The sequence below is a fragment of the Acetobacterium wieringae genome (genome assembly GCF_001766835.1).
GTDB lineage: Bacteria > Bacillota > Clostridia > Eubacteriales > Eubacteriaceae > Acetobacterium > Acetobacterium wieringae.
The window spans coordinates 142,406-162,392 of record NZ_LKEU01000031.1 but is presented as its reverse complement, the minus strand read 5'-3'; the positions used below and the strand labels follow the sequence as shown (position 1 = coordinate 162,392).

The window sequence follows — 19,987 nt, the reverse complement described above, 5'->3', positions numbered from 1 at the left end:
CGAGGAAATGACGATGATACCATTTAATCTGCCCCTGTGTTTGGGCACCGAAATCAAATACATCCAGGAAGCGATCACCGAGAATCATCAGATTGGAGGGGATGGCCCCTTTACCAAAGCCTGCTCGGACTGGTTGTGTCAAAACGCCCAGGTGCCCGGTGCTTTTTTAACCAGCTCCGGCACCGCGGCCCTGGAAATGACCGCCCTGCTGGCCGACATCAAACCCGGGGATGAGGTCATCATGCCGGCCTTTACCTTTGTGACCACCGCCAATGCCTTTGCCCTGCGCGGCGCCACCATCGTTTTTGTCGATATCCGCCCGGATACCCTGAACATCGACGAAACCCTGATTGAAGCGGCCATCACCCCCCGCACCAAGGTGATTGTGCCGGTTCATTACGGCGGGATCGGCTGTGAGATGGACGCGATTATGGACCTGGCCAGACGGTATCAGCTGCTGGTAGTGGAGGATGCCGCCCAGGGGCTGATGGCCAGCTACAAAAACAAGGCCCTCGGCAGCATCGGGGATCTGGGCTGTTACAGTTTCCATGAAACCAAAAACTACACCATGGGTGAAGGCGGCGCGCTGCTGATTAATCGGGAAAGCCTGATGGAGCGGGCCACGATTATTCGCGACAAGGGCACCAACCGCCATGATTTTCTGGCCGGCCGGGTGGACAAGTATTCCTGGGTTGATCTGGGTTCCTCCTATTTACCCAGTGAACTGAATGCCGCCCATCTTTATGCCCAGCTGGAAGCCGCCGCAATGGTCAATGCCCGGCGGCTGAGCTTATGGCAACATTATTTTGCGCAATTAACCCCGCTGGCTGCCGCCGGCCGGATTGAGCTGCCGGTGGTACCGGAGCACTGCCAGCATAACGGCCATCTGTTTTATCTCAAAACCGCCAGTCAGTTGGAGCGGGATGAGCTGATCGCCTGGCTTAAGCAGGATCAGATCAGTACCGTTTTTCACTATACCCCGCTCCACGAGACTCCCGGCGGCCAGAAATTCGGGCGCTTTCATGGCGCCGACCGCTTTACCACCAGCGAAAGCCTGCGGCTGCTGCGGCTGCCCTTATTTTACAGCCTGACCGAAGCCCAGCTGGCGACGGTGGTGGAACGGATCACAGCGTTTTACCAGCGCTAAAAAATAAGCGCTTACCAAAAGAAGCCAAGAAATCTTTTCCAATGACGATAAAAAACCGCGGCCCCAGCACCGATCCGATCGCGGATCGATAAGCTGGGGCCGCGGTTTTATTTTTTGAGCGGCTTATTATATGAGTTGCAGCGACCCGGGGCGATTGACAATCGCCTCATAGCCGACCGGATCGGTATTGCCCTCGGTGCTAAAAAGCAGGATCGTTGAATCGCGGTCGAGCTGAAGCTGGCGTTTCAGGGCGGCCAGGTTTGGGTCGCAGCACAGGGACAGCAACAGACCCAGGCTGACCGCCCCGGATTCGCCGGAGACGACAGCCGGGTCCGGCACTACGGGGTGGGCCAGGGTCTGCATCCCCAGCGCGGTGACCCAGTCCGGGCAGCGACACCAGCGGCGTTGGCTGATAATCGGGCAGGGATTGATGGAAACGGCGGACTGCGGCGACGGCGGTCGGGGCCAGCAGCGGGGTGATGGGTTGACCCTGAGATTGGCCAGGGATCATGGTGATAGGTGATTTCATCGAGTATCTCCTTTAGTTTTGTAAATTTAATTTTGCGGGGGACAAATATCCGAACGGCCGGGGTTGGCCACTAACCGGTAACGAAGCTGACGGTAGATGTTTGAATAAATAGTTGCTGGCAGCCACGCGGATCACTGCGCCAGATAGTCTCTGATTTTAAAGGCCAGGGTCAGCTTGAACTTTTCTTCCATCGTGATCAGGTCGCTGTTTAACAGCTGACGAATTTTTTTGATCCGGTAGTTGATTGTGTTGCGGTGGCTGAAGCTGGCCGCGGCGACGGCCTGAATGCTGCCATCATGCTCAAGGTAAAGCCGCAGGGTATCAGTCAGGTTGGACTGGTTGCGGGCATCATGGGCTTCCAGTTGACTCAGGCTGTCGTCGGCTAGGGCGGCCAGGATCGCCGCGTCGGGCACCGCAAAAAAGACCTTGAAGAGCCCCAGATCATTAAATTGGCACAGCTGCAACTCTTGCTTTTGGGCCATTTTCAGGGCAAAAAGGGCCTGTTCATAGCTGCGCTGGAGGGTTGCCAGCGAGTCGCTCAGCGCGCCGCTGCCAAAACCGGGTGCCGCCGCCGGGCTGGTCGCCGGATCAGCAGCGCCGCAAAGCGTCTGACTCAGGGCCGCACAATCGGGATGCTGCAAAATAATGACAACGGCCTCGTGGAGCCGGAACAGGTAGCAGCGGCGGGCGACCTGACGCAGCTGCGCGCTCAGCTGGGCCGGGATCGCCGGGGCCGGCGTGACCAGCACCAGGTAGGGAGCCGCACTTTCATAGCCGAGGCTGTTGAGGGTGTCGATGGCGCCTTCGGGCTCGTCGGGGTGTTGCAGCAGCCGCGAAAAGGCCATTGTGGTCCGATCTTCCTGATAGGACTGGGTAAAGAGGCGGTTGCCGTAATCCTGCATGATCGTTGCCAGCGGGATTTTCCAGGGCATCGTCAACAGCGGGAAGTGGTGCGCGTTGCACAATGCGATAACTTCAGCGGATATCGCCTCGGCAAACAGATAGCGGCCGGTATTGAGAATCAGCCCGACGCTTTTCCGGGCGATCAGCCGGGTGATAAAATCATAAAGCCAGGCCTCGGAATCACGACTCATGCCGGTGGTGATGATCAGTTCGCCGCCCTTTAAGAAATCGGTAGTGGCGCTGTCTTCGGTAAACTGGACCCAATCGATCGGGTTGTTCAGGCCGGTGGCTCCGGCCAGCAGCTGGAGCTGGTAGGTTTTTTTAGTGGCGTGGAATAAATCGGCTAAAATAATCGACATCAGTTACCTCACTTGAAATTCGGGACGCTCTTTTAAGCACGGCCTTTTCTTCAGTATACTAAAAGGGCCTTTGTCTGTCCAGCACAAGGTAGTCAGTCAGCGGTCTTAGCAAAAGAAATGAAGATAAGCCTAAACAATTAATCGGTTTGTTTCGATAATTGGCCGCAAAGAGGGTATAAAAAAACTATCATAGCGAAATTATATAGAAGAGGTGATTTTTATGAATCGACTAACCAAAGCCGGGATCAGTCTGATCCTGTTAATCGGCACCCTGGTGATTAACGGTTTGGGGGCTTTCGGATTTTTCAATGGCATGTCGCAGAAGGATATTTCGGACATGAACGGCACCCTGATTACCCCGGCGGCTTCGACCTTCAGTATCTGGAGTGTCATCTACCTGCTGTTAATCAGTGCCGCGGTGATGATGATGGTTAAAAACAAGGATGACTACTATGGCCAGGCGATTGACCGGATCAGTTATCTGTTCTGGCTGTCCAGCGGCCTGAATATGCTCTGGATTGTCTGTTTTTCCTATACCTGGATTGGCGTCTCGGCGCTGGTGATCCTGGCTTTTGCGATCACCCTGAGCTTGCTGGTGTTGCAGCTGGCAAAAATCCAGAGCGACAAACAGTGGCTGCTGCCGGCGGCCTTTGGGATGTACAGTGGCTGGCTGTTGATTGCCACAGTGGTTAATATTGCCTCCTGGCTGATCAGTATCGACTGGCAGGGCCTGGGGATAGCCGCTGATGTCTGGGGCATCATCATTCTGATTGTCGCTGTGGTGGTGACGGTGGCGGTCACCCTGATCACAAGGAACGCCATCTTGCCGGTGCCGGTAGCCTGGGGCTATTTTGGGATTTACCAGTCGCTAAACGCCGCCGATGGTTTTGGCGGCGCCTATCCAGCCCTGGCGATGACCGCCCTGGTGGGGATTGGACTGCTGCTGGTGATGACCGGCGTCCAGCTTTATTTAAATCGCTGGCAGCTGCTGCCGGTGGTGAAGGCCGACGTTGTTTAACCAGCACAAAGAACAGCCGATAATTTAGGCTGACTGGCCATTGCACTGGTGATTGACTGTGCTATAATACAGACATAAAACAAGACAAGGAAGTCACTTCCCGGTCTTGTTTTTTGTTTTTTGTGGAACCGCCGGCAAAGCAAGGGTGCTTTGACAACTGCAGTTTGCAATAACCAGACAGCTAAGAAATGAGGAGAATAAAATGTTAAAAAATGCCTTACCAGAAATAATTACCGATCAGGTGCCCGGGCCCAAGGCCGCGGCCATTATTGCCCGCAGAGGGGACGCCATCCCCGCGGCGATCAAATGTGTCTATCCGCTGGTGATCGACAAGGGGGCCGGGGCAATGGTTGAAGATGTCGATGGCAATCGTTTTGTCGACTGGGTCGGTGGGGTTGGGGTGCTGAACATCGGTTATTCCCATCCCGAAATCGTGGCGGCGGTCAAAGCGCAGTCCGAAAAGTATTTTCATGGGATGTTCAATATCGTCACCCATGAGGGCTATGTGGCACTGGCCGAGGCACTCAACGCGATCGTGCCGGTGCGGGGCGCCGAGAAGATGACCTTTTTTGCCAACAGCGGTGCTGAAGCCGATGAAAATGCCGTCAAAATTGCCAAAGCCTTTACCAAGCGACCCAATATCATTGTCTTTTCCGGGGCTTTTCACGGCCGCACGATGCTGACGATGACAATGACCGCCAAAAAAGCCTATGCCCACGGCCTGGGACCCTTTCCCGATGGTATTTATCGGGCCCAGTTTCCCTATCTCTACCGCAACCCGGCGGGGATGAGTCCGGCCGACGCGATTGCCTACTACACCGACAGCATTTACCGGGTCTTTGAAGAATCGTCCCCGGCTGAACATGTCGCGGCGATTGTGGTCGAACCGCTCCAGGGCGAGGGCGGTTTTATTCCGGCGCCGCTTCCGTGGATCAAAGCGGTCCGCAAAATCTGCGATGACAAGGGCATCTTACTGATTGCCGATGAGGTCCAGACTGGCTTCTGCCGCACCGGCAAGATGTTTGCTTCACAGTACTGGCAGGAGGTCGGGGCGGCACCGGATATTATCACCACCGCCAAATCAATCGCGGCTGGATTGCCGCTGAGCGCCATCACCGCCCGCAGAGAAATTATGGAAGCCGTTACCGGCGGCACCATCGGCGGTACCTACTGCGGCAATCCGGTGGCCTGCGCCGCGGCCCTGAAAGTGATTGAAATCATGCAGCGGGAGCGCCTCGACAAACGGGCTTGCGCAATCAGCGAGATCATCATGGCCCGCTTTAACCGCTGGCAGGAAGACTACGCCGTCATCGGCGATGTCCGCGGCCTCGGCGCGATGGTCGGGATTGAATTTGTCAAAGACCGGACCACCAAAGCGCCATACCCGGAACTGGTGTCGGCAATTGTCACCGAAGCCGCCCAAAACGGCCTGATCATCGAAAGTGCCGGTGTCTACGGCAACGTCATCCGCTTCCTGGCGCCGCTGGTGATTACCGATGAACAGCTCGCAGCCGGTCTCGATATTTTTGAAAAAGCGATCATCAAATGTGTGTAAACCCTGATTAATTGGCTATGTAATAAAAAGAGAATTTTGTAATTCAGGCGATAATTTACAATAAACTGTGGTTAAATGCCAAACCCAGTACCGACAATTGTTACATCATGTTGTACGCATCGGAGCGGACAGGTTGATAAACCTGTCCGATGCCGCAGCGAACAACAGATTAACAATTGGTCGGTACGGCAGTCAGCATCTAACCCATAGTAAAAAAAACTACTAATCGCCGTCAAACGAACGATCAGCCAGAAAGGAGAAACGATGAAACAATTTAAAATTACCCCGCAAATCCTCGAATTTGAGCATTGTCAGGAAGTTGCTGAGCATTTTCAGATCGGGAAGGGCGATCTGGTTTTTATCAGTGACCGGACCTATCAGCAGTATTTCACCGACACCATCGGTGATGCGGCCTACCGGGTCAATTACCGCAACTACGTCACGGGCGAGCCCACCGATGTAATGGTCGAGGCGATTGCCGCAGACATCAAAGATTATCAGTTCAACCGCGTCTTTGCCATCGGCGGCGGCACGATCCTGGATGTGGCCAAGTTGTTTGCCCTGAAACAGACGGTGCCGGTGGTGGCGCTGTTTAACAAAGAACTGGAAATCACTAAAGACAAAGAACTGATCTTAATTCCCACCACCTGCGGTACCGGCAGCGAGGTCACCAATATTTCGATTCTCGAACTGACCGCGATCCACCAAAAATTCGGGCTGGCCGTCGATGAGCTGTACGCCGACTACGCCGTGCTGGTGCCGGAGCTGCTTTCTGATCTGCCAATGAACGTCTTTGCCACCAGTTCGATCGATGCCCTGATTCATGCGATCGAATCCTACACCTCGCCCAAGGCCAGCGCCTTCAGCCAGCTCTATTCGAAGCAGGCGATGGCGATGATCATCAGCGGTTATCAGACCATTGCCAAGGGCGGCCCGGAAGCGAGAAAACCGCTGCTTAAAGACTTTATGATCGCCGCAACCTTTGCCGGGATCAGTTTTGGCAACGCCGGCTGCGCCGCTGTCCACGCGATGAGCTACCCGCTCGGAGCGGTCTACCACGTCCCCCACGGCGAGGCCAACTACGCGCTCTTTACCGCGGTTTACAAAACCTACCAGGCCCTCGACCCCGACGGCAGTATCAAAGAACTGAACGCCTTTCTGGCCGCGATACTGGGCTGCGAAGCCAATGCCGTTTATCAGGAAATCGAAACCCTGCTGGGTCACATCCTGCCTAAAAAAGCCCTCCGCGACTACGGCGTCACCCGGGCCGATCTGGCCAGCTTCACCGCAGCCGTGATGACCAAACAAACCCGCCTGATGGCCAACAACTACGTCCCGCTAAGCGAGGACCAGGTACTGGCGATTTATCAGCAGCTTTATTAAGTACTTTTTGTGCGTTACTACCGTACCGACCAATTATTAATCTGTTGTGTGCTTGCAATTCGGACAGGTTTATCAACCTGTTCGCCTTGATGCACACAACATGATGTAATAATTGTCGGTACTGGGTTAGTGTAGACTTTTATTCGTTGAGAGCCTACAAAGCTTTCTGACCCGTTGATTTTGTTTTCGTCCCTATAGTTTAACCAGTTTATAAAGTACGGAGAATGTAATCTCACACCCGCACCAGTACCGAAAATAGTTACATCATGTTGTACGCATCGGAGCGGACACGGCAAAGCCTGTCCGATTCCGCAGCGTACAACAGATTAACTATTGTCGGTACGGCAGTTGAGCACCCAAACTAAAGTTTGCACCGGCCAAAGATTTTGGCTAGCCGTTGATTTTAACTGGCGGTTAAGTTAAACTTAGCCTTAGAGAAAGTCGAGGCGAAGATGATGGATTACTTGAATAAAAATATCTCAATCAATTTAAAGGCGATCCGCCGTGAAAAAGGCATGAGTATGGATGAGGTGGCCGAGCAGACCGGGGTCAGCAAGAGCATGCTGGGTCAGATTGAACGGGGCGAAGCCAATCCCACCATTGGCACCCTAGGTAAGATCGTCAGCGGCCTGCGGGTCGATCTGGCTGACTTGACTAGAACCCCGGGGGTGGGCGTTTATCAGGTCAACCGCGACCGGCTGTTGCCGTCTAAAGAGGTGCCCGGCCAGTATGCTGTCTATACCTATTTTCCCTATGAAAAGAACCGTCTGTTCGAAATCTATGAAATTGAAATTGAACCCGGGGCATGCTATGTCAGTGGCGCTCATGGTCAGGGAACCAACGAGTACATCGTCGTCCACGCTGGGGAACTGACTTTGGAAGTCGACAACAGTTTTTACCAGGTCAAACAGGAAGATGCCCTCAGCTTTGAAACCGCCGTTAAGCATATTTATTGGAACAAGGGTCGAGAGCCGCTTAAATTTATCATTGTGTTTGTCTTTAAACAGTAGCATCATGGCCGTCGAGACGGTTTTGTGCCCCCCGGCTATGGGGAAAGAAAGTGCAATATAATGCACATATTCATCTTTTTTATTGGACTAAAACCCCTATATATAGCGTTTTGTAAAAAATATAAAATAAATACCTGATGTGTGTTGACAACATAATGCACACGTGTTATAGTGTAGATGTCAATTGACAGGACGAAGGCGTTCGCAACATGAAGATTCATGTTACGGCGTTTTTTTTTGTTTAGCTGACAAACGATGAGGTTTGTCAGAAATATAAAACTATGACAACATGAACAATAATTGCTTTGCTGGCGTTAACTGGCAGCGAAGCTTATGGCATTATAACAGAGCGCATGAACAGGGAAAGGAAAATTGGAATGAAACTAAAAGACACCGGACTGACAAAAGAGGAATTAAAACAAAAAGTTGACACCTATATGATCGAGACTTACGAACGGTTTGATTTTATCGCCGAGACCGCAAAAGATATGTACATCTATGATGAAAGTGGTGAGGCCTACTTGGATTTTTATGCCGGAATCGCCGTTAACAGCACCGGCAACTGCAACGACAAGGTCGTCGCTGCAGTTAAGGATCAGGTCGCTGATGTGATTCACACCTTTAATTATCCCTATACCATTCCCCAGGTGCTGTTGGCTGAAAAGATTTGTACCAGCATCGGGATGGACAAGATCTTTTTCCAGAACTCCGGGGCCGAATCCAACGAAGCGATGATCAAAATGGCCCGAAAATACGGAGTTGAAACCTACGGCCCACAGCGTTATAACATCGTCACTGCCCGGATGTCCTTTCATGGTCGCACCATGGGGGCCCTCAGTGCCACCGGCCAGCCCCACAACGCCTGCCAGATTGGTTTTGGCGAGATGACACCGGGATTTTCCTATGCTGAGTTTAACAACCTGCAATCTTTTAAAGATGCCGTGAACGACAATACCATTGCCATTCTGATCGAACCGGTTCAGGGTGAAGGTGGGGTGCATCCGGCAACGATGGAATTTATGCAGGGACTGCGGGCCCTCTGTGATGAAAAAGGCTTACTGCTGCTGCTCGATGAGGTCCAGACCGGCTGGTGCCGCACCGGGGCAATTATGGCCTATATGAATTACGGCATCAAACCCGATATCGTCTCGATGGCCAAAGCCATGGGCGGAGGCATGCCAATTGGTGCCATCTGTGCTACCGCTGAAGTCGCCAAGGCCTTTACCATGGGCTCTCACGGTACCACCTACGGCGGCCATCCGGTTTCCACCGCCGCTTCGCTGGCACAGATCACAGAGCTCCTCGACCGCGACCTGGCTGGCAATGCCCGGGAAATGGGGGCCTACTTTATGGATCAGTTAAAAGGTCTGCCCAAGGTCAAGGAAGTGCGTGGTCAGGGCCTGCTGATTGGGGTCGAATTTGAAGACGGGGTTTCCGGTGTCGATGTCAAACATGGGGTGCTTGAGAAAAAACTGCTGATCACCGCCATCGGACAGAACATTATCCGGATGATTCCACCACTGATTGTCACCAAAGAAGACTGCGACAAGGCCTATGGCATTATCGAAGCAACAGTTAAGGAACTGATTAATTAAAAGCAGGTGTGGGCGATCACGGATCGCCCCTACAGGGCACGATTTCATGCAACTTAATAATTAAATATCTAAACAATGGGGTTTTTACAGCAAAACAGCTGCGGTCTAAATTTTGACCGCCAGCAAGCGGCTGGAAGAACCCCGTTTTTTATTATAAAGGCTCATCAAAGTATAATTGCAATTTATAACTACGAACAAAGATTGCTTTGCTGTCGGTTTTCACAAACGATTCTGTAACGCGTAGGCGAACTGGCGATAGCCTGTCCGCCGTACAGTGTAAGAATTGTTTCGTGTAAAACTGGCAGCGAAGCGCATCGCAGTATTGTTAGAGAAGAAAACAAATCCCACAACGAAAGGAGTGTATGATTCACAAGCGGAATCATACAAAGAAAAAATGAGTGAAAAAACAAACAAGTCTAAATTTGACAAAGTGTTGAGCACCAAAGACATTTTTGTACTGGCCTTCGGAGCCATGATTGGCTGGGGCTGGGTGGTCAACACCGGCATCTGGATTGAAACCGCCGGGGCCCTTGGTGCGGCGCTAGCCTTTGTGATCGGGGGCATCATGGTACTTTTTGTCGGCCTGACCTATGCCGAACTGACAGCGGCAATGCCCCAATGTGGCGGCGAGCATGTCTTTAGTTATAAGGCCATGGGGCCGACCGGGTCGTTTATCTGTACCTGGGCGATTATTCTTGGCTATGTCAGTGTCGTGGCCTTTGAAGCCTGTGCTTTCCCGACGGTTATTCAGTACCTCAGCCCCAACTTCCTGCAGGGCTATATGTACACAGTCGCCGGCTTTGATATTTACGCCTCATGGGTAGCAGTGGGGGTTGTGACCGCCATTATCATTACCATCATCAATATTCTGGGCGCCAAAACAGCGGCCAAGCTGCAGACCATTTTTACCGCTTTAATCGCTGCCGCCGGGATTTTACTGATCGCTGGTTCGGTTATCAATGGTGATCCCGCCAACATTGCAGGCAATATGTTTGCTGGCAGCATTGAAAATGGCACGACCGCCCTGGGTGGCGTGCTGACGGTTGCAGTCATGACTCCATTTTTGTTTGTCGGCTTTGACGTGATTCCCCAGGCGGCCGAAGAAATTAATGCCGGTTTCAAGAAAATCGGTGGCATTATGATTCTCTCGATCCTGATGGCAGTGGCCTTTTATGCACTGATCATTCTGGCGGTCGCCTATGTGATGCCACTAAGTGCAATGGCCAATTCCACCCTGGTAACCGCTGATGCCATGGGCCTGGCCTTTAACAGCGCCATTATGACCAAGGTCTTGATTGTTGGTGGGATGGCCGGGATCATCACCAGCTGGAACTCTTTTTTAATCGGTGGCAGCCGGGCGATGTTCTCAATGGCAGAATCCAACATGATTCCCAAAGTTTTTGCCAAACTGCACCCGAAATTTAAAACCCCGGTGCTGGCCATTGCCTTAATTGGCGTACTGTCGGTGATTGCCCCTTTCTTTGGCCGCAAAATGCTGGTTTGGATTGTTGATGCTGGCAGCTTCGGCGTTTGTCTGGCTTATGCAATGGTGTCGTTATCGTTTCTGATTCTCCGCAAAAAAGATCCGGAGATGAAACGTCCCTATAAAGTTCGTTTCGGTACCTTTGTCGGGATTGTCGCTGTCGCCCTATCGGGCTTGATGACCCTGCTTTATGTGATTCCACTGCCTTTTGCGTCCACCGCTCTGGTGATGGAAGAGTGGATCATGGCTGGTGGCTGGGCGATCCTCGGGGTGGTCTTCTACGGTTACTGTAAGTATAAATATGGTAGTGAGTTTGGGGCTCATATGGACGTTGAATATGAAGATATCGACGACCTACCGGTCTTTTCTGGCCGGGTTGGCAGCGTGACGGAATAACCCCACCGGGATGCCGGAAGTTCGGTGAACTTAGCGCCCCGTTTCGCACGAAACAATTCTTGCTCTGTACGGCGGATAGGCTATTGCCTGTTCGCCTAGACGTTACAGAATTGTTTGTGGAAACGGAACGCTAAGTAATCATTGTTCGAGGTTTTAACAGTAGCGAACAACAGCATGAAAGGAAAGACTTATGAATAGTTTTAGCTTTAAAATCCCCCAGGAAATTATCTGTGGGGTCGATAGTATCAAGAAATTGCCGGAGCTTTTGGCTAAGCAGGGGCTTAAGAAGGCACTGGTGATTTCTGGGCCCCATCTCAATAAGATGGGGGTGGTGGCCAAGATCACTGCCATTCTGGGGCAAGCCGGGCTGGCCTTTGACAGCTTTACTGAAACCGAAGCCAACCCCTCGGTGGAAACCGTCGATAAGGCGACCGAGGTTTTTTTAGACAGCAAGGCCGATTGTATTATTGCCCTGGGTGGCGGCTCACCCATGGATGTGGCTAAAGCAGTGGGCGTCCTGGCTCGGTTTGGTGGGACGATTGGGGACTACGAAGGGGCCGATAAGGTGCCCGGGGCGATTGTCCCGCTGATCGCCATTCCCACCACCGCCGGAACCGGCTCGGAGGTGACGGCCTTTGCGGTGATCACTGACCGGGCCCGGAATTATAAACTGACAGTCTTCAGTTATGAACTGATCCCGACCACGGCGATTCTTGATCCGACCCTGGTGATGACTACTCCGGAAAAAACTGCCGCAGCCTGTGGGATTGATGCCCTGGTCCATGCCATCGAGGCCTATCTGTCCAAGGCTGCCTCACCGTTTTCCGATGCTATGGCTGAAAAGGCGCTGACCATGCTTGGTAGCAGCATCCGGCCCTTTGTGGCCGATCGCACCAATCCCCAGGCGGCCGAGCAGATGCTTTATGGCAGTATGTTTGCCGGGATCGCGTTTGCCTGGGCAAGGCTGGGTAATGTCCACGCCATGGCCCACCCCTTGGGCGGCTATTTTGATGTGGCCCATGGGGTGGCCAATGCAATCTTACTTCCCACGGTGTTGGACTATAACGCCCTGGCTGATACCGGCCGTTATCAAATCATTTACGAAGCGATCAGCGGACAAAGCGCCGGGCCTGATTTTGAACCCGCAACCCTGGTGGCGGCAGTGTCCAAGCTGAGCGCCGAGCTGGGAATCCCTCAAACGCTGACGGAAGTGGGTGTGACCGAAGATATGATCCCGGCAATGGCCCTGGATGCCATGAAAAGCGGCAACATTCTGGTCAATCCCCGATCCACCACTCTGACCCAGATCGAAGATCTGTACCGTCAGGCGCTTTAGGAGGTTAGAAATGAATGAAATTGAACAAAAAATAAAACTGGTGGTGGAATCATCGGATTGTCCGCTCTATGCGCCGGGGGATGAGGTCATTTTTGACGGACCCCAGCTGGATAAAGACAACAGTGGAAATTTCTGCATGATGGCACTCAGTGCAGTGTTTCCTTTTGTCTATGCCGCCCGGAAAGGGGTCATTAACGAGGCCCCGCTTCAATGTCCGGATTGTGGGGAAAAGGTGGTATTCCGGATTTACAAAGCCTGATACCTCCCCCATGCATCGTAAAACAGCAGTGACGTCACCATTCGTCGCTGCTGTTTTTTTAGAACACCCCTTAAAATATAAATGATTATATTTTCTTTACCATCAGGTTGAAGTCGGTTATACTTTAAGCTGTCGGGCTGGCTTTGGGTCAGACCAGTATTGAGATTAGGAGCGAAAAATGTTTATTATTTTACTTAACTACATTAAATCAGTTGAAGCGGTGGACGCAGTGATCCCCGCCCATCTTAACTATCTGGAGCATTATTATCAGCTGGATAAATTTATCTTATCCGGTCGCAAACGGCCCCGGACTGGCGGGGTGATTCTCTGTCAGGCCCAGGATAAGGACGAAGTCTGGGCGATCATTGAAGAAGATCCTTTTTATCTTAAAAAGGTGGCAGCCTACGAAGTGCTGGAATTTCTGCCGACCAAAGCTGCGACCAGCCTGACTCCCTATCTGGTGTAACGGCCAGCAATAAAGAAACTCTAGCCCGCCCGGCTAATCAACCGGGCAGGCTTTTTTGGAGGCGGATTTTGGTCGATAATGAACAGAATGAGACAAAGAGGCGAATTCATTATCATAAAAACCCTAAAAACGAAGGGGATCCGAAGCCTTTCGAAGCGGTTGAGAAGGGTTTTAACGGCTATAATAAGGGATTCGAAGGGGTTTTTTCCAAACTCCGTATATTAGGAACAAAAAAATAAAATAACCAGAGCGTTTATTTACCCCCCCCCAACCCTTTCGACCCTTTCGGAAAGCCCGGACCGGGCCAAAGTGAAAGTATGACGAAGTAGCGGAAAAAGTATGTAAGTGGCCTAGTGATAACAGAAATAAGGTTGTGCATCATCCCGTAGGGGCGGTCATTGACCGCCCGAAACCTTGATCTTAGACCATCGGCCAGCATGAAACAGCAATCATCTTGTAATTGACCTTTAAGCGGATTGGCGATCAGGTAGTCAATAACGGCAGAGAAACATTACCAAAGAGGGTGTGATATTGACATTACCTGGGCAATAAAGTAAAACAGGGGATTGCCTACTGCCATCAATCATCGTATACTTTTTAGTAGGAAGTACAAATCAGTGAAGGAGGAACAATGAAAAAGTCAACGATCCTCAACTGGATGATGAGATGGAAGGATGGTGAGCGTGGTGGCATTAGAGCATTTATTGAATCGGATTAAATTAAAAGAGGGGGCCGCATTGCCGGAAAAAGACGACTGGTTAATTGAGAACCGGCGCCATGCTCAGGAAATGATGAAAACCGGAACCTGGACCTATGTCGTTGGTTCAGATACGGTTTATTTCAGCGATGAATACTATCGCATTCTGGAAACGATTCCAGAGCAGCATCAAAAAAAGGCCGATTCCTATTTTCAGTTTGTCTGCCCGGACGATCGGGAAAAGCTGATCACCTCCCGGGAGGCGGCGCTAAAGGGCAGCGACCAGGAGTTGGAATACCGGATGATTACCGCCAAGGGCAATATCAAATACGTCCGGGAAAAAACCAGAACCCTGCTGGATGATGCTGGCCAGCCTCAAAAAATCATAGGAGCCCTGCAGGATATTACCAGTGAGAAAATTATCGAGAACAGTTTGATCGAGTTGGGTGAGAACCTCAATCTCGGCCAGAAGGTGCGGGCATTGGCAGCTGGAAATACAATGCGGTTAAAAACGAAATTTTCTGGTCGGATGAAATCTATCGGATCTATGATCTAAAACCCGAAGAATTTGGTGGTACCGTTATCGAATTAATGGACTTTACATATCCGGAGGATCGGGAGGTGTTGGCTGAACTGACCCGCAAGCGGCTGGCCCGGGAAAAATTTGATCTGCAATATCGGATTCAGCTAAGAAACGGTACCACGAAATACGTCCGGTTGGTGGGGGAGCCGATTAACAATAAAGATGGCTTAAACACTGATCTGGTCGGTACCATTCAGGATATCAGCGACATCAAAAAGCTGGAGAATGAAATTGGTTTTATTAAAAAAAATCTTGAGCAGGCCCAGCGGCTGGCCAAAATCGGCAGTTGGGAAATGGATGCGGTTTTGGATCAGAACTACATGTCAGCCGAGGCCCTGCGCATTTTTGGGATTACGGAATCCGAGTTCAAGGGCACCTTTGATGATTTTCTGAGCCGGGTTCACCCCGAGGATCGCAGCATTATCACCGACTCAACCTTCGGGGATCTGTCAGAAGAACCCTTTGAGCTGGCCTTTCGGGTCATTCACAAGGATGGATCGATTCGTGATGTTTTTCAGATTGTCGAGTTCCGGCTGGATTCGGCCGGACAGATTGCCCATGTCTATGGCACCATCCAGGATGTCAGTGAAAAAAAAGCTTACGAACGGGCCATTGCCAGCAAACAACTAGAAATCGAGAAAATTTCGCAGCGCTCCCGAATTTTGGTGCAGGAGTCGGGGGTGGTGTTTGCGATTATTTCCGAAGCGGGCATTATCAGCTATATCAGTGATACCGCCCGGAAGGTGATCAGCTATCATCCCGGGAGGATGAAGGGGCGCCTGATTTATGATTTTTATGAGCCGGATCAGGCCGAGGTCTTAAAAGCGATGATTGACACCGTTATCGCCGAACCGGAGCAGGTACAAACGGGGGTTATCAGCTTTGCCGGTCAGACCGATAAAGCCATCTACCTGGAAGTCCATGTCCGGAATTTTCTTAGCCATCCGACCATTGCTGGCCTGGTGCTGGATTTTCGGGATATCACCAACCGCATTGTGATGCAAAAGAAAATAGAAAAACTGGCCAACTATGATGAGATCACTGCGTTGCCCAAAGCCAGCCAGTTAAGAAAAGAGCTGGCCGAAAAATGTCGCCAGGCCAATTTAAAAAAATCCAGCCTGGTGCTTCTGATGCTGGACTTTGAGGGTTTTAAGGAGATCAATGATTCGCTGGGGCATCGGGTTGGACAGCAGCTGATTGTCCAGCTGGTCATGCGGCTGCGCGGTTTGCTTGGCAAAGATACCCTGATTTCACGGTATTCCGAGGATCAGTTTGCGATTGTCATCGAGGGACTGATTAATCTGGATGCCTATCAGGCCAGAGTGGCCGAAATCATCGATTTCTTTTACCGCTCCTTTAAAATCGAGGTCTATGAGTTTAATATCAATGTCAATGTGGGCGTCAGTGTCTACCCTCTGGAGGTAGAAGCCCAGGAGCTGTCGATGGATGAGCCATTGTCTGATGACGACATCAGTCGGACCCCTGACGAACCGGATGAGGTTGAGCAATTGATTCGTTATGCTAATATTGCCCTGATATGGTCGAAAAAAGAGGGCCACAACCGCTACCAGTTTTATTCATCCGAGCTCAACATTCAGAATTACAAACAACTGCAGCTGCGTCATGATTTGCGGATGGCCCTTAAACGGAATCAGTTCATGGTTTTTTATCAGCCAATTGTGCGGATCAAAACCAATGATATTTTAGCCATTGAGGCACTGAGTCGCTGGAATCATCCGGATTGGGGGATTGTTTCACCGGATGAGTTCATTTTTCTGGCCGAAGAAACCGGCGCAATCGTTGAAATGGGGAAATGGATGCTTAAAAAAATCTGTGATGATCATCGCTATTGGCTTCAAAAAGGGTATCCACCGGTCTATATATCCCTGAATTTTTCCAGCATCCAGTTTTACGAACGCAATTTTGTCGAAAATATCCAGGATATTTTGGCCGAATATGAGGTCGATCCCAAATACCTGATCGTCGAACTAACCGAAAGCCTGCTGGTTGAAGACTCTCAAAAAGCCATTGATGACATTAAGAAATTACAGGCGGTGGGGATCAAAGTGGCCTTGGATGATTTTGGTACCGGCTATTCGTCGCTGGGCTACCTGAATCATTTTAATGTTGATATCATAAAAATGGATGCCAGCTTCATCAGAAACGTCATGCTCGACAGTAAAACGGCCATCATCGCCCAGGCCATTATCAATCTGACCAAGGCGCTGCACATCAAGCTGGTCACCGAGGGCATTGAAAACTGGGATCACCTGGCTTTCCTCAAAGAAAACAACTGCTTTTCGGGACAGGGCTATCTCTATTCGCGGCCGGTACCCTTTTTAAAAATCGATGAATTGCTGGAAAAAGGTAAATGTCGACCGCTACTGAGTCGAACCACGGCGAAATCCCAGGTGGAACGGCGCAAATATTTCCGCCAACGGTTTCGTAATTTTTTAATCACCGAGCTAACGATTCTGCGCATAAACGATAAACAGATGCATGTCGGCAATTCCCGGGTATTGGTTAAAGATATCGGTCCCGGTGGCTTGTGCTTTATTTCCAATATTCAATTTCCACTGGAACGGGATTTCACGTTACGCTTTGCAGCCACCCTGATGGGCGGCGAGATGACCGCCATTGGTACCCCTGTCCGGGTTGCGGAGCTTAGTGAAAGTCTGTTTGAGTACGGCGTCAAGTTTATGATGGATGAGCAGGAAAGTGAAGAACTGACCCGGCGACTCTATGAGCTCCAGGTAAAAATGAAGAAAAATATTCTTTTTGCTGACGGCAATTTTACTGATAAAACGGCCGAAGACTACTTTGACGAACTCACCGGTCGGCCCGCTAAGGTTGATTTCAGCCAATACCGTAAAAATCATTTTTAGGGATAAAAAAAGATGAACGTGATGTTCATCTTTTTTTGCCTCATGGCAACTGGGCAGCCAGGGGCTGCTGGGTTTCTAAAAAATCGACACAGAGAATATATTTTTTGGCTGCCAGCCGAAAGACACGGGAATAGGTGATGCAGAGACTGCCGGTGGCCATTGACACATAGGGCTCGGAAATATAGGTGTCCTGTTTGCGCTTGATCAGATTATAATAAAAGTTTTTGATCGAATGATCAACACCCATCTTGGCCGAGTGAAAGACAAGCTTTTCGCAGGCCCCGATATTTTTGGCGCCCACCGTATCGCTGCACTGAATGCCGGATTCATCGAGGACATAGGCGCAATCCACGGCTTCGGCGCCCGTCAGGCATTTTGTCAGCTGGCCGTCAAACTCATCGGGGTGATCAACTACCGCCAGCGCCTTGATCATGCCATTGACGGTTTGGGTGTAGGCCAGACACTTCTGATTATAATCATCCAGCTCCTTTAGCAGCAGCGCCTTGTAGGCATCCACGACCTCAGCCGTTTTAGCGATCAGCTCGGCTTTGAGCACAAAATCATTGCCTGGTTTGGCAAAATAGAAGCCCTGAATGACCTGGCCGCCGAGTTTTAGCACCTGGATGGCTTCACTGCGGGTTTCCACCCCTTCAGCCACAATCAGGGCCCCAATCTTATTGGTGAGATTAACCAGTGATTTAAAGACCTCCTGTTTGTGGTAAATATGATCCATATCTTTTATAATCGAGCGGTCGATTTTGACAATGTCCGGCTTCAGCCCGGCAATCCGATCCATATTCGAAAACCCGGCGCCGACATCGTCCAGGGCGATCAGAAAGCCCTTGTTTTTGTAGGTGGTGACAAACTGGGTCAGGCCGCTGGTGTTTAAGGCCTTGGACTCGTTGATCTCGATGACGATATTTTTAGGACTGATGCCGCTCTTATCGACCTGGTCGCAGAGATAATTAGAACCCCCAACTTCATCAATGATGGCGGTGTCCAGATTGAGAAAAAGCAGCAGATCCGGATTGACCTGATAATAATCTAAAAAGGCGGACAGTACCGCATCACGGCAGGCCCGATCCAGGGGGATGGTCAGTCCGGCGGTATGGGCGGCAGAAAAAAGCTGCTGGGGCGGAATGGTTTTTTCCGCTCCGGGAATGATCCCCCGAATCAGGCCCTCCAGACCCAGAATTTTTTTCCCGGTGACAGACATGATTGGCTGAAAGTAAGCCACCAGGTTTTTCTGCTTGATGATTTGTGCAATATTAAAGGTTTCGTTGGGTTGGTTTGATTGTTCCAAATATTTTCTCCAGATTTGTACACGATCAAGTGTCATAATTTTTAGGCTAAGCTAATTGTACTGTTTTAAGCGGATTAATTCAACCTTTTTTACCGTCGCAATTCCGCTTTGGCAGGCTTTTTTAGACTATTTATGAAAACGGCCTTAATGATCGTGGTGAATATGGTTGCAGCAGTGGCTGTGGACATGGGGCTCCAAATCCTTGGCTTTACGCAAGATAAAATCCTCATAGGTTTGATTAATCATCTCGTAGTTATCAAAAATACTGGGATTATCAATGTTATCGTGGAGAGCCTTAAGCAGTTCGTGAACGTGATGGCGGTTTAAGTAGTCCGGCAGGCTGACATCAAAGTTCACATAGGCACCGATGGCCAGGGCCTGTCCGTAAAATTCAGCCAGAGCCTGCATGTGAGCGCCCAGATCAAAGGAAAGGACGCTTTCATATTCCGGCACCGTGCCACACAGATAAGAAAACAGCACCGCTTTGTTTTCAGCGCTGATCAGGTTGTAATAGAGATTAAAACCCCGATACCAGGCCCGCACCTCGGCTAAAAATAAAAAACAGGCCGAGTCAGGAAATTGAGCGGCCCGCAAATTGGCAACCTGATATTTTTCCTGGATGTCGGCATAATCAATCAGCCGGGTATATTCGTATGCAATCGCCTGGCAATACTGTTGTGATTCATCAAACAGATCCTCGTGCAGTAGCAGATAATAATGTTGATCCGCTTCGTCTGGCAGTACCAGTAGCTTGCTACTGTTTTCAAGCTCCTGCCGGGAGGCCGTGACAATGGCCTGGTCGCATTTGGTGTTGGCCAGTTTAAGTCGTTCGTTGTAGAGATCGGTGGTGACAATGATTTCCAGGGGATAGTCTTTTTTGACCTGATAAACAAGATTATATGTTTCGATGATGTTTTGTACAAGGGACATGGATTTCCTCCTTGGGTATGAAGTTTAGTACGATTAAGAGTCCAGAATTAGTATAACCGTTTCTGGTGAAGTTGTAAATGGGGAAACGTTGATTTGGGGTTAATGGAGGCCGGAAAGACGGTGTCAAAAAATCAAAAGGCAGGGTTTATC

The 19,987-nt window shown here is 50.6% G+C and carries 17 protein-coding genes; 13 read left to right on the top strand and 4 right to left on the bottom strand.

The genetic code is table 11. The features are described from left to right. The first annotated feature begins 13 nt into the window (after window positions 1-13). Window positions 14-1,147, top strand: a complete 1,134-nt coding sequence (rffA, locus tag ACWI_RS11065) for a dTDP-4-amino-4,6-dideoxygalactose transaminase (RefSeq protein WP_070371496.1) — start codon at window positions 14-16, stop codon at window positions 1,145-1,147. A gap of 199 nt (window positions 1,148-1,346) precedes the next feature. On the opposite strand, the gene ACWI_RS11060 is transcribed toward rffA, so the two are convergent. Both ACWI_RS11060 and ACWI_RS11055 read right to left on the bottom strand, forming a co-directional pair. Beyond that, the gene (locus ACWI_RS11060; RefSeq protein ID WP_070371495.1) at window positions 1,347-1,676 is read right to left on the bottom strand and encodes a hypothetical protein; all 330 of its coding nucleotides are present in this window, start codon (window positions 1,674-1,676) and stop codon (window positions 1,347-1,349) included. 131 nt (window positions 1,677-1,807) lie between these two features. Continuing rightward, on the bottom strand, window positions 1,808-2,938 hold the full coding sequence (locus tag ACWI_RS11055; RefSeq protein WP_070371494.1) for a PucR family transcriptional regulator: 1,131 nt from the start codon (window positions 2,936-2,938) through the stop codon (window positions 1,808-1,810). A gap of 220 nt (window positions 2,939-3,158) precedes the next feature. On the opposite strand from ACWI_RS11055, the gene ACWI_RS11050 reads away from it, so the two are divergent. From ACWI_RS11050 to ACWI_RS11000, 12 genes are all read left to right on the top strand, one after another. Beyond that, the gene (locus tag ACWI_RS11050) at window positions 3,159-3,956 is read left to right on the top strand and encodes a TspO/MBR family protein (protein ID WP_070371493.1); all 798 of its coding nucleotides are present in this window, start codon (window positions 3,159-3,161) and stop codon (window positions 3,954-3,956) included. Between the two features lie 202 nt (window positions 3,957-4,158). Continuing rightward, window positions 4,159-5,511, top strand: coding sequence for an aspartate aminotransferase family protein (locus ACWI_RS11045; RefSeq protein ID WP_070371492.1), 1,353 nt, complete (start codon window positions 4,159-4,161; stop codon window positions 5,509-5,511). A 264-nt stretch (window positions 5,512-5,775) separates the two neighbouring features. Continuing rightward, window positions 5,776-6,894 carry a 4-hydroxybutyrate dehydrogenase gene (locus ACWI_RS11040; RefSeq protein ID WP_070371491.1) on the top strand — a complete coding sequence of 373 codons (1,119 nt, stop codon included), beginning with the start codon at window positions 5,776-5,778 and terminating at the stop codon, window positions 6,892-6,894. Window positions 6,895-7,346: 452 nt separating this feature from the next. Continuing rightward, window positions 7,347-7,904 carry a helix-turn-helix domain-containing protein gene (locus ACWI_RS11035; protein WP_341465155.1) on the top strand — a complete coding sequence of 186 codons (558 nt, stop codon included), beginning with the start codon at window positions 7,347-7,349 and terminating at the stop codon, window positions 7,902-7,904. Window positions 7,905-8,281: 377 nt separating this feature from the next. Then, on the top strand, window positions 8,282-9,499 hold the full coding sequence (locus tag ACWI_RS11030; protein ID WP_070371490.1) for an aspartate aminotransferase family protein: 1,218 nt from the start codon (window positions 8,282-8,284) through the stop codon (window positions 9,497-9,499). A gap of 394 nt (window positions 9,500-9,893) precedes the next feature. Continuing rightward, window positions 9,894-11,378: an APC family permease gene (locus ACWI_RS11025; RefSeq protein WP_070371489.1), complete on the top strand. Its 1,485-nt coding sequence runs from the start codon at window positions 9,894-9,896 to the stop codon at window positions 11,376-11,378. A 190-nt stretch (window positions 11,379-11,568) separates the two neighbouring features. Beyond that, window positions 11,569-12,714: an iron-containing alcohol dehydrogenase family protein gene (locus tag ACWI_RS11020; RefSeq protein WP_070371488.1), complete on the top strand. Its 1,146-nt coding sequence runs from the start codon at window positions 11,569-11,571 to the stop codon at window positions 12,712-12,714. A gap of 10 nt (window positions 12,715-12,724) precedes the next feature. Further along, window positions 12,725-12,973 (top strand): TIGR04076 family protein, encoded by a 249-nt coding sequence (locus ACWI_RS11015; protein WP_070371487.1) that lies wholly within the window; start codon window positions 12,725-12,727, stop codon window positions 12,971-12,973. 178 nt (window positions 12,974-13,151) lie between these two features. Then, window positions 13,152-13,439 carry a YciI family protein gene (locus tag ACWI_RS11010; RefSeq protein WP_070371486.1) on the top strand — a complete coding sequence of 96 codons (288 nt, stop codon included), beginning with the start codon at window positions 13,152-13,154 and terminating at the stop codon, window positions 13,437-13,439. A 68-nt stretch (window positions 13,440-13,507) separates the two neighbouring features. Then, window positions 13,508-13,678, top strand: a complete 171-nt coding sequence (locus tag ACWI_RS19040; protein WP_175440944.1) for a hypothetical protein — start codon at window positions 13,508-13,510, stop codon at window positions 13,676-13,678. A gap of 447 nt (window positions 13,679-14,125) precedes the next feature. Then, window positions 14,126-14,692 carry a PAS domain-containing protein gene (locus ACWI_RS11005; RefSeq protein WP_175440943.1) on the top strand — a complete coding sequence of 189 codons (567 nt, stop codon included), beginning with the start codon at window positions 14,126-14,128 and terminating at the stop codon, window positions 14,690-14,692. Next, on the top strand, window positions 14,617-17,604 hold the full coding sequence (locus ACWI_RS11000; protein WP_341465156.1) for an EAL domain-containing protein: 2,988 nt from the start codon (window positions 14,617-14,619) through the stop codon (window positions 17,602-17,604). The genes ACWI_RS11005 and ACWI_RS11000 overlap by 76 nt, the downstream gene beginning before the upstream one ends. A 40-nt stretch (window positions 17,605-17,644) precedes the next feature. On the opposite strand, the gene ACWI_RS10995 is transcribed toward ACWI_RS11000, so the two are convergent. Together ACWI_RS10995 and ACWI_RS10990 are read right to left on the bottom strand one after the other, a co-directional pair. Beyond that, on the bottom strand, window positions 17,645-18,907 hold the full coding sequence (locus ACWI_RS10995; protein ID WP_175440942.1) for an EAL domain-containing protein: 1,263 nt from the start codon (window positions 18,905-18,907) through the stop codon (window positions 17,645-17,647). Window positions 18,908-19,051: 144 nt separating this feature from the next. Further along, a complete protein-coding gene (locus ACWI_RS10990) occupies window positions 19,052-19,837 on the bottom strand; it encodes a hypothetical protein (RefSeq protein ID WP_070371482.1) in 786 nt (261 codons plus the stop codon). Window positions 19,838-19,987: the final 150 nt, after the last annotated feature.

Excerpts from the sequence above, each read along its gene's own strand:
- rffA (WP_070371496.1), top strand. The coding sequence starts at position 14 with ATGATACCATTTAATCTGCCCCTGTGTTTGGGCACCGAAATCAAATAC.
- ACWI_RS11060 (WP_070371495.1), bottom strand. The coding sequence starts at position 1,676 with ATGAAATCACCTATCACCATGATCCCTGGCCAATCTCAGGGTCAACCC.
- ACWI_RS11035 (WP_341465155.1), top strand. The coding sequence starts at position 7,347 with ATGATGGATTACTTGAATAAAAATATCTCAATCAATTTAAAGGCGATC.
- ACWI_RS11055 (WP_070371494.1), bottom strand. The coding sequence starts at position 2,938 with ATGTCGATTATTTTAGCCGATTTATTCCACGCCACTAAAAAAACCTAC.
- ACWI_RS11030 (WP_070371490.1), top strand. The coding sequence starts at position 8,282 with ATGAAACTAAAAGACACCGGACTGACAAAAGAGGAATTAAAACAAAAA.
- ACWI_RS11025 (WP_070371489.1), top strand. The coding sequence starts at position 9,894 with ATGAGTGAAAAAACAAACAAGTCTAAATTTGACAAAGTGTTGAGCACC.
- ACWI_RS11010 (WP_070371486.1), top strand. The coding sequence starts at position 13,152 with ATGTTTATTATTTTACTTAACTACATTAAATCAGTTGAAGCGGTGGAC.
- ACWI_RS11015 (WP_070371487.1), top strand. The coding sequence starts at position 12,725 with ATGAATGAAATTGAACAAAAAATAAAACTGGTGGTGGAATCATCGGAT.
- ACWI_RS11045 (WP_070371492.1), top strand. The coding sequence starts at position 4,159 with ATGTTAAAAAATGCCTTACCAGAAATAATTACCGATCAGGTGCCCGGG.
- ACWI_RS10990 (WP_070371482.1), bottom strand. The coding sequence starts at position 19,837 with ATGTCCCTTGTACAAAACATCATCGAAACATATAATCTTGTTTATCAG.
- ACWI_RS11050 (WP_070371493.1), top strand. The coding sequence starts at position 3,159 with ATGAATCGACTAACCAAAGCCGGGATCAGTCTGATCCTGTTAATCGGC.
- ACWI_RS11020 (WP_070371488.1), top strand. The coding sequence starts at position 11,569 with ATGAATAGTTTTAGCTTTAAAATCCCCCAGGAAATTATCTGTGGGGTC.
- ACWI_RS11040 (WP_070371491.1), top strand. The coding sequence starts at position 5,776 with ATGAAACAATTTAAAATTACCCCGCAAATCCTCGAATTTGAGCATTGT.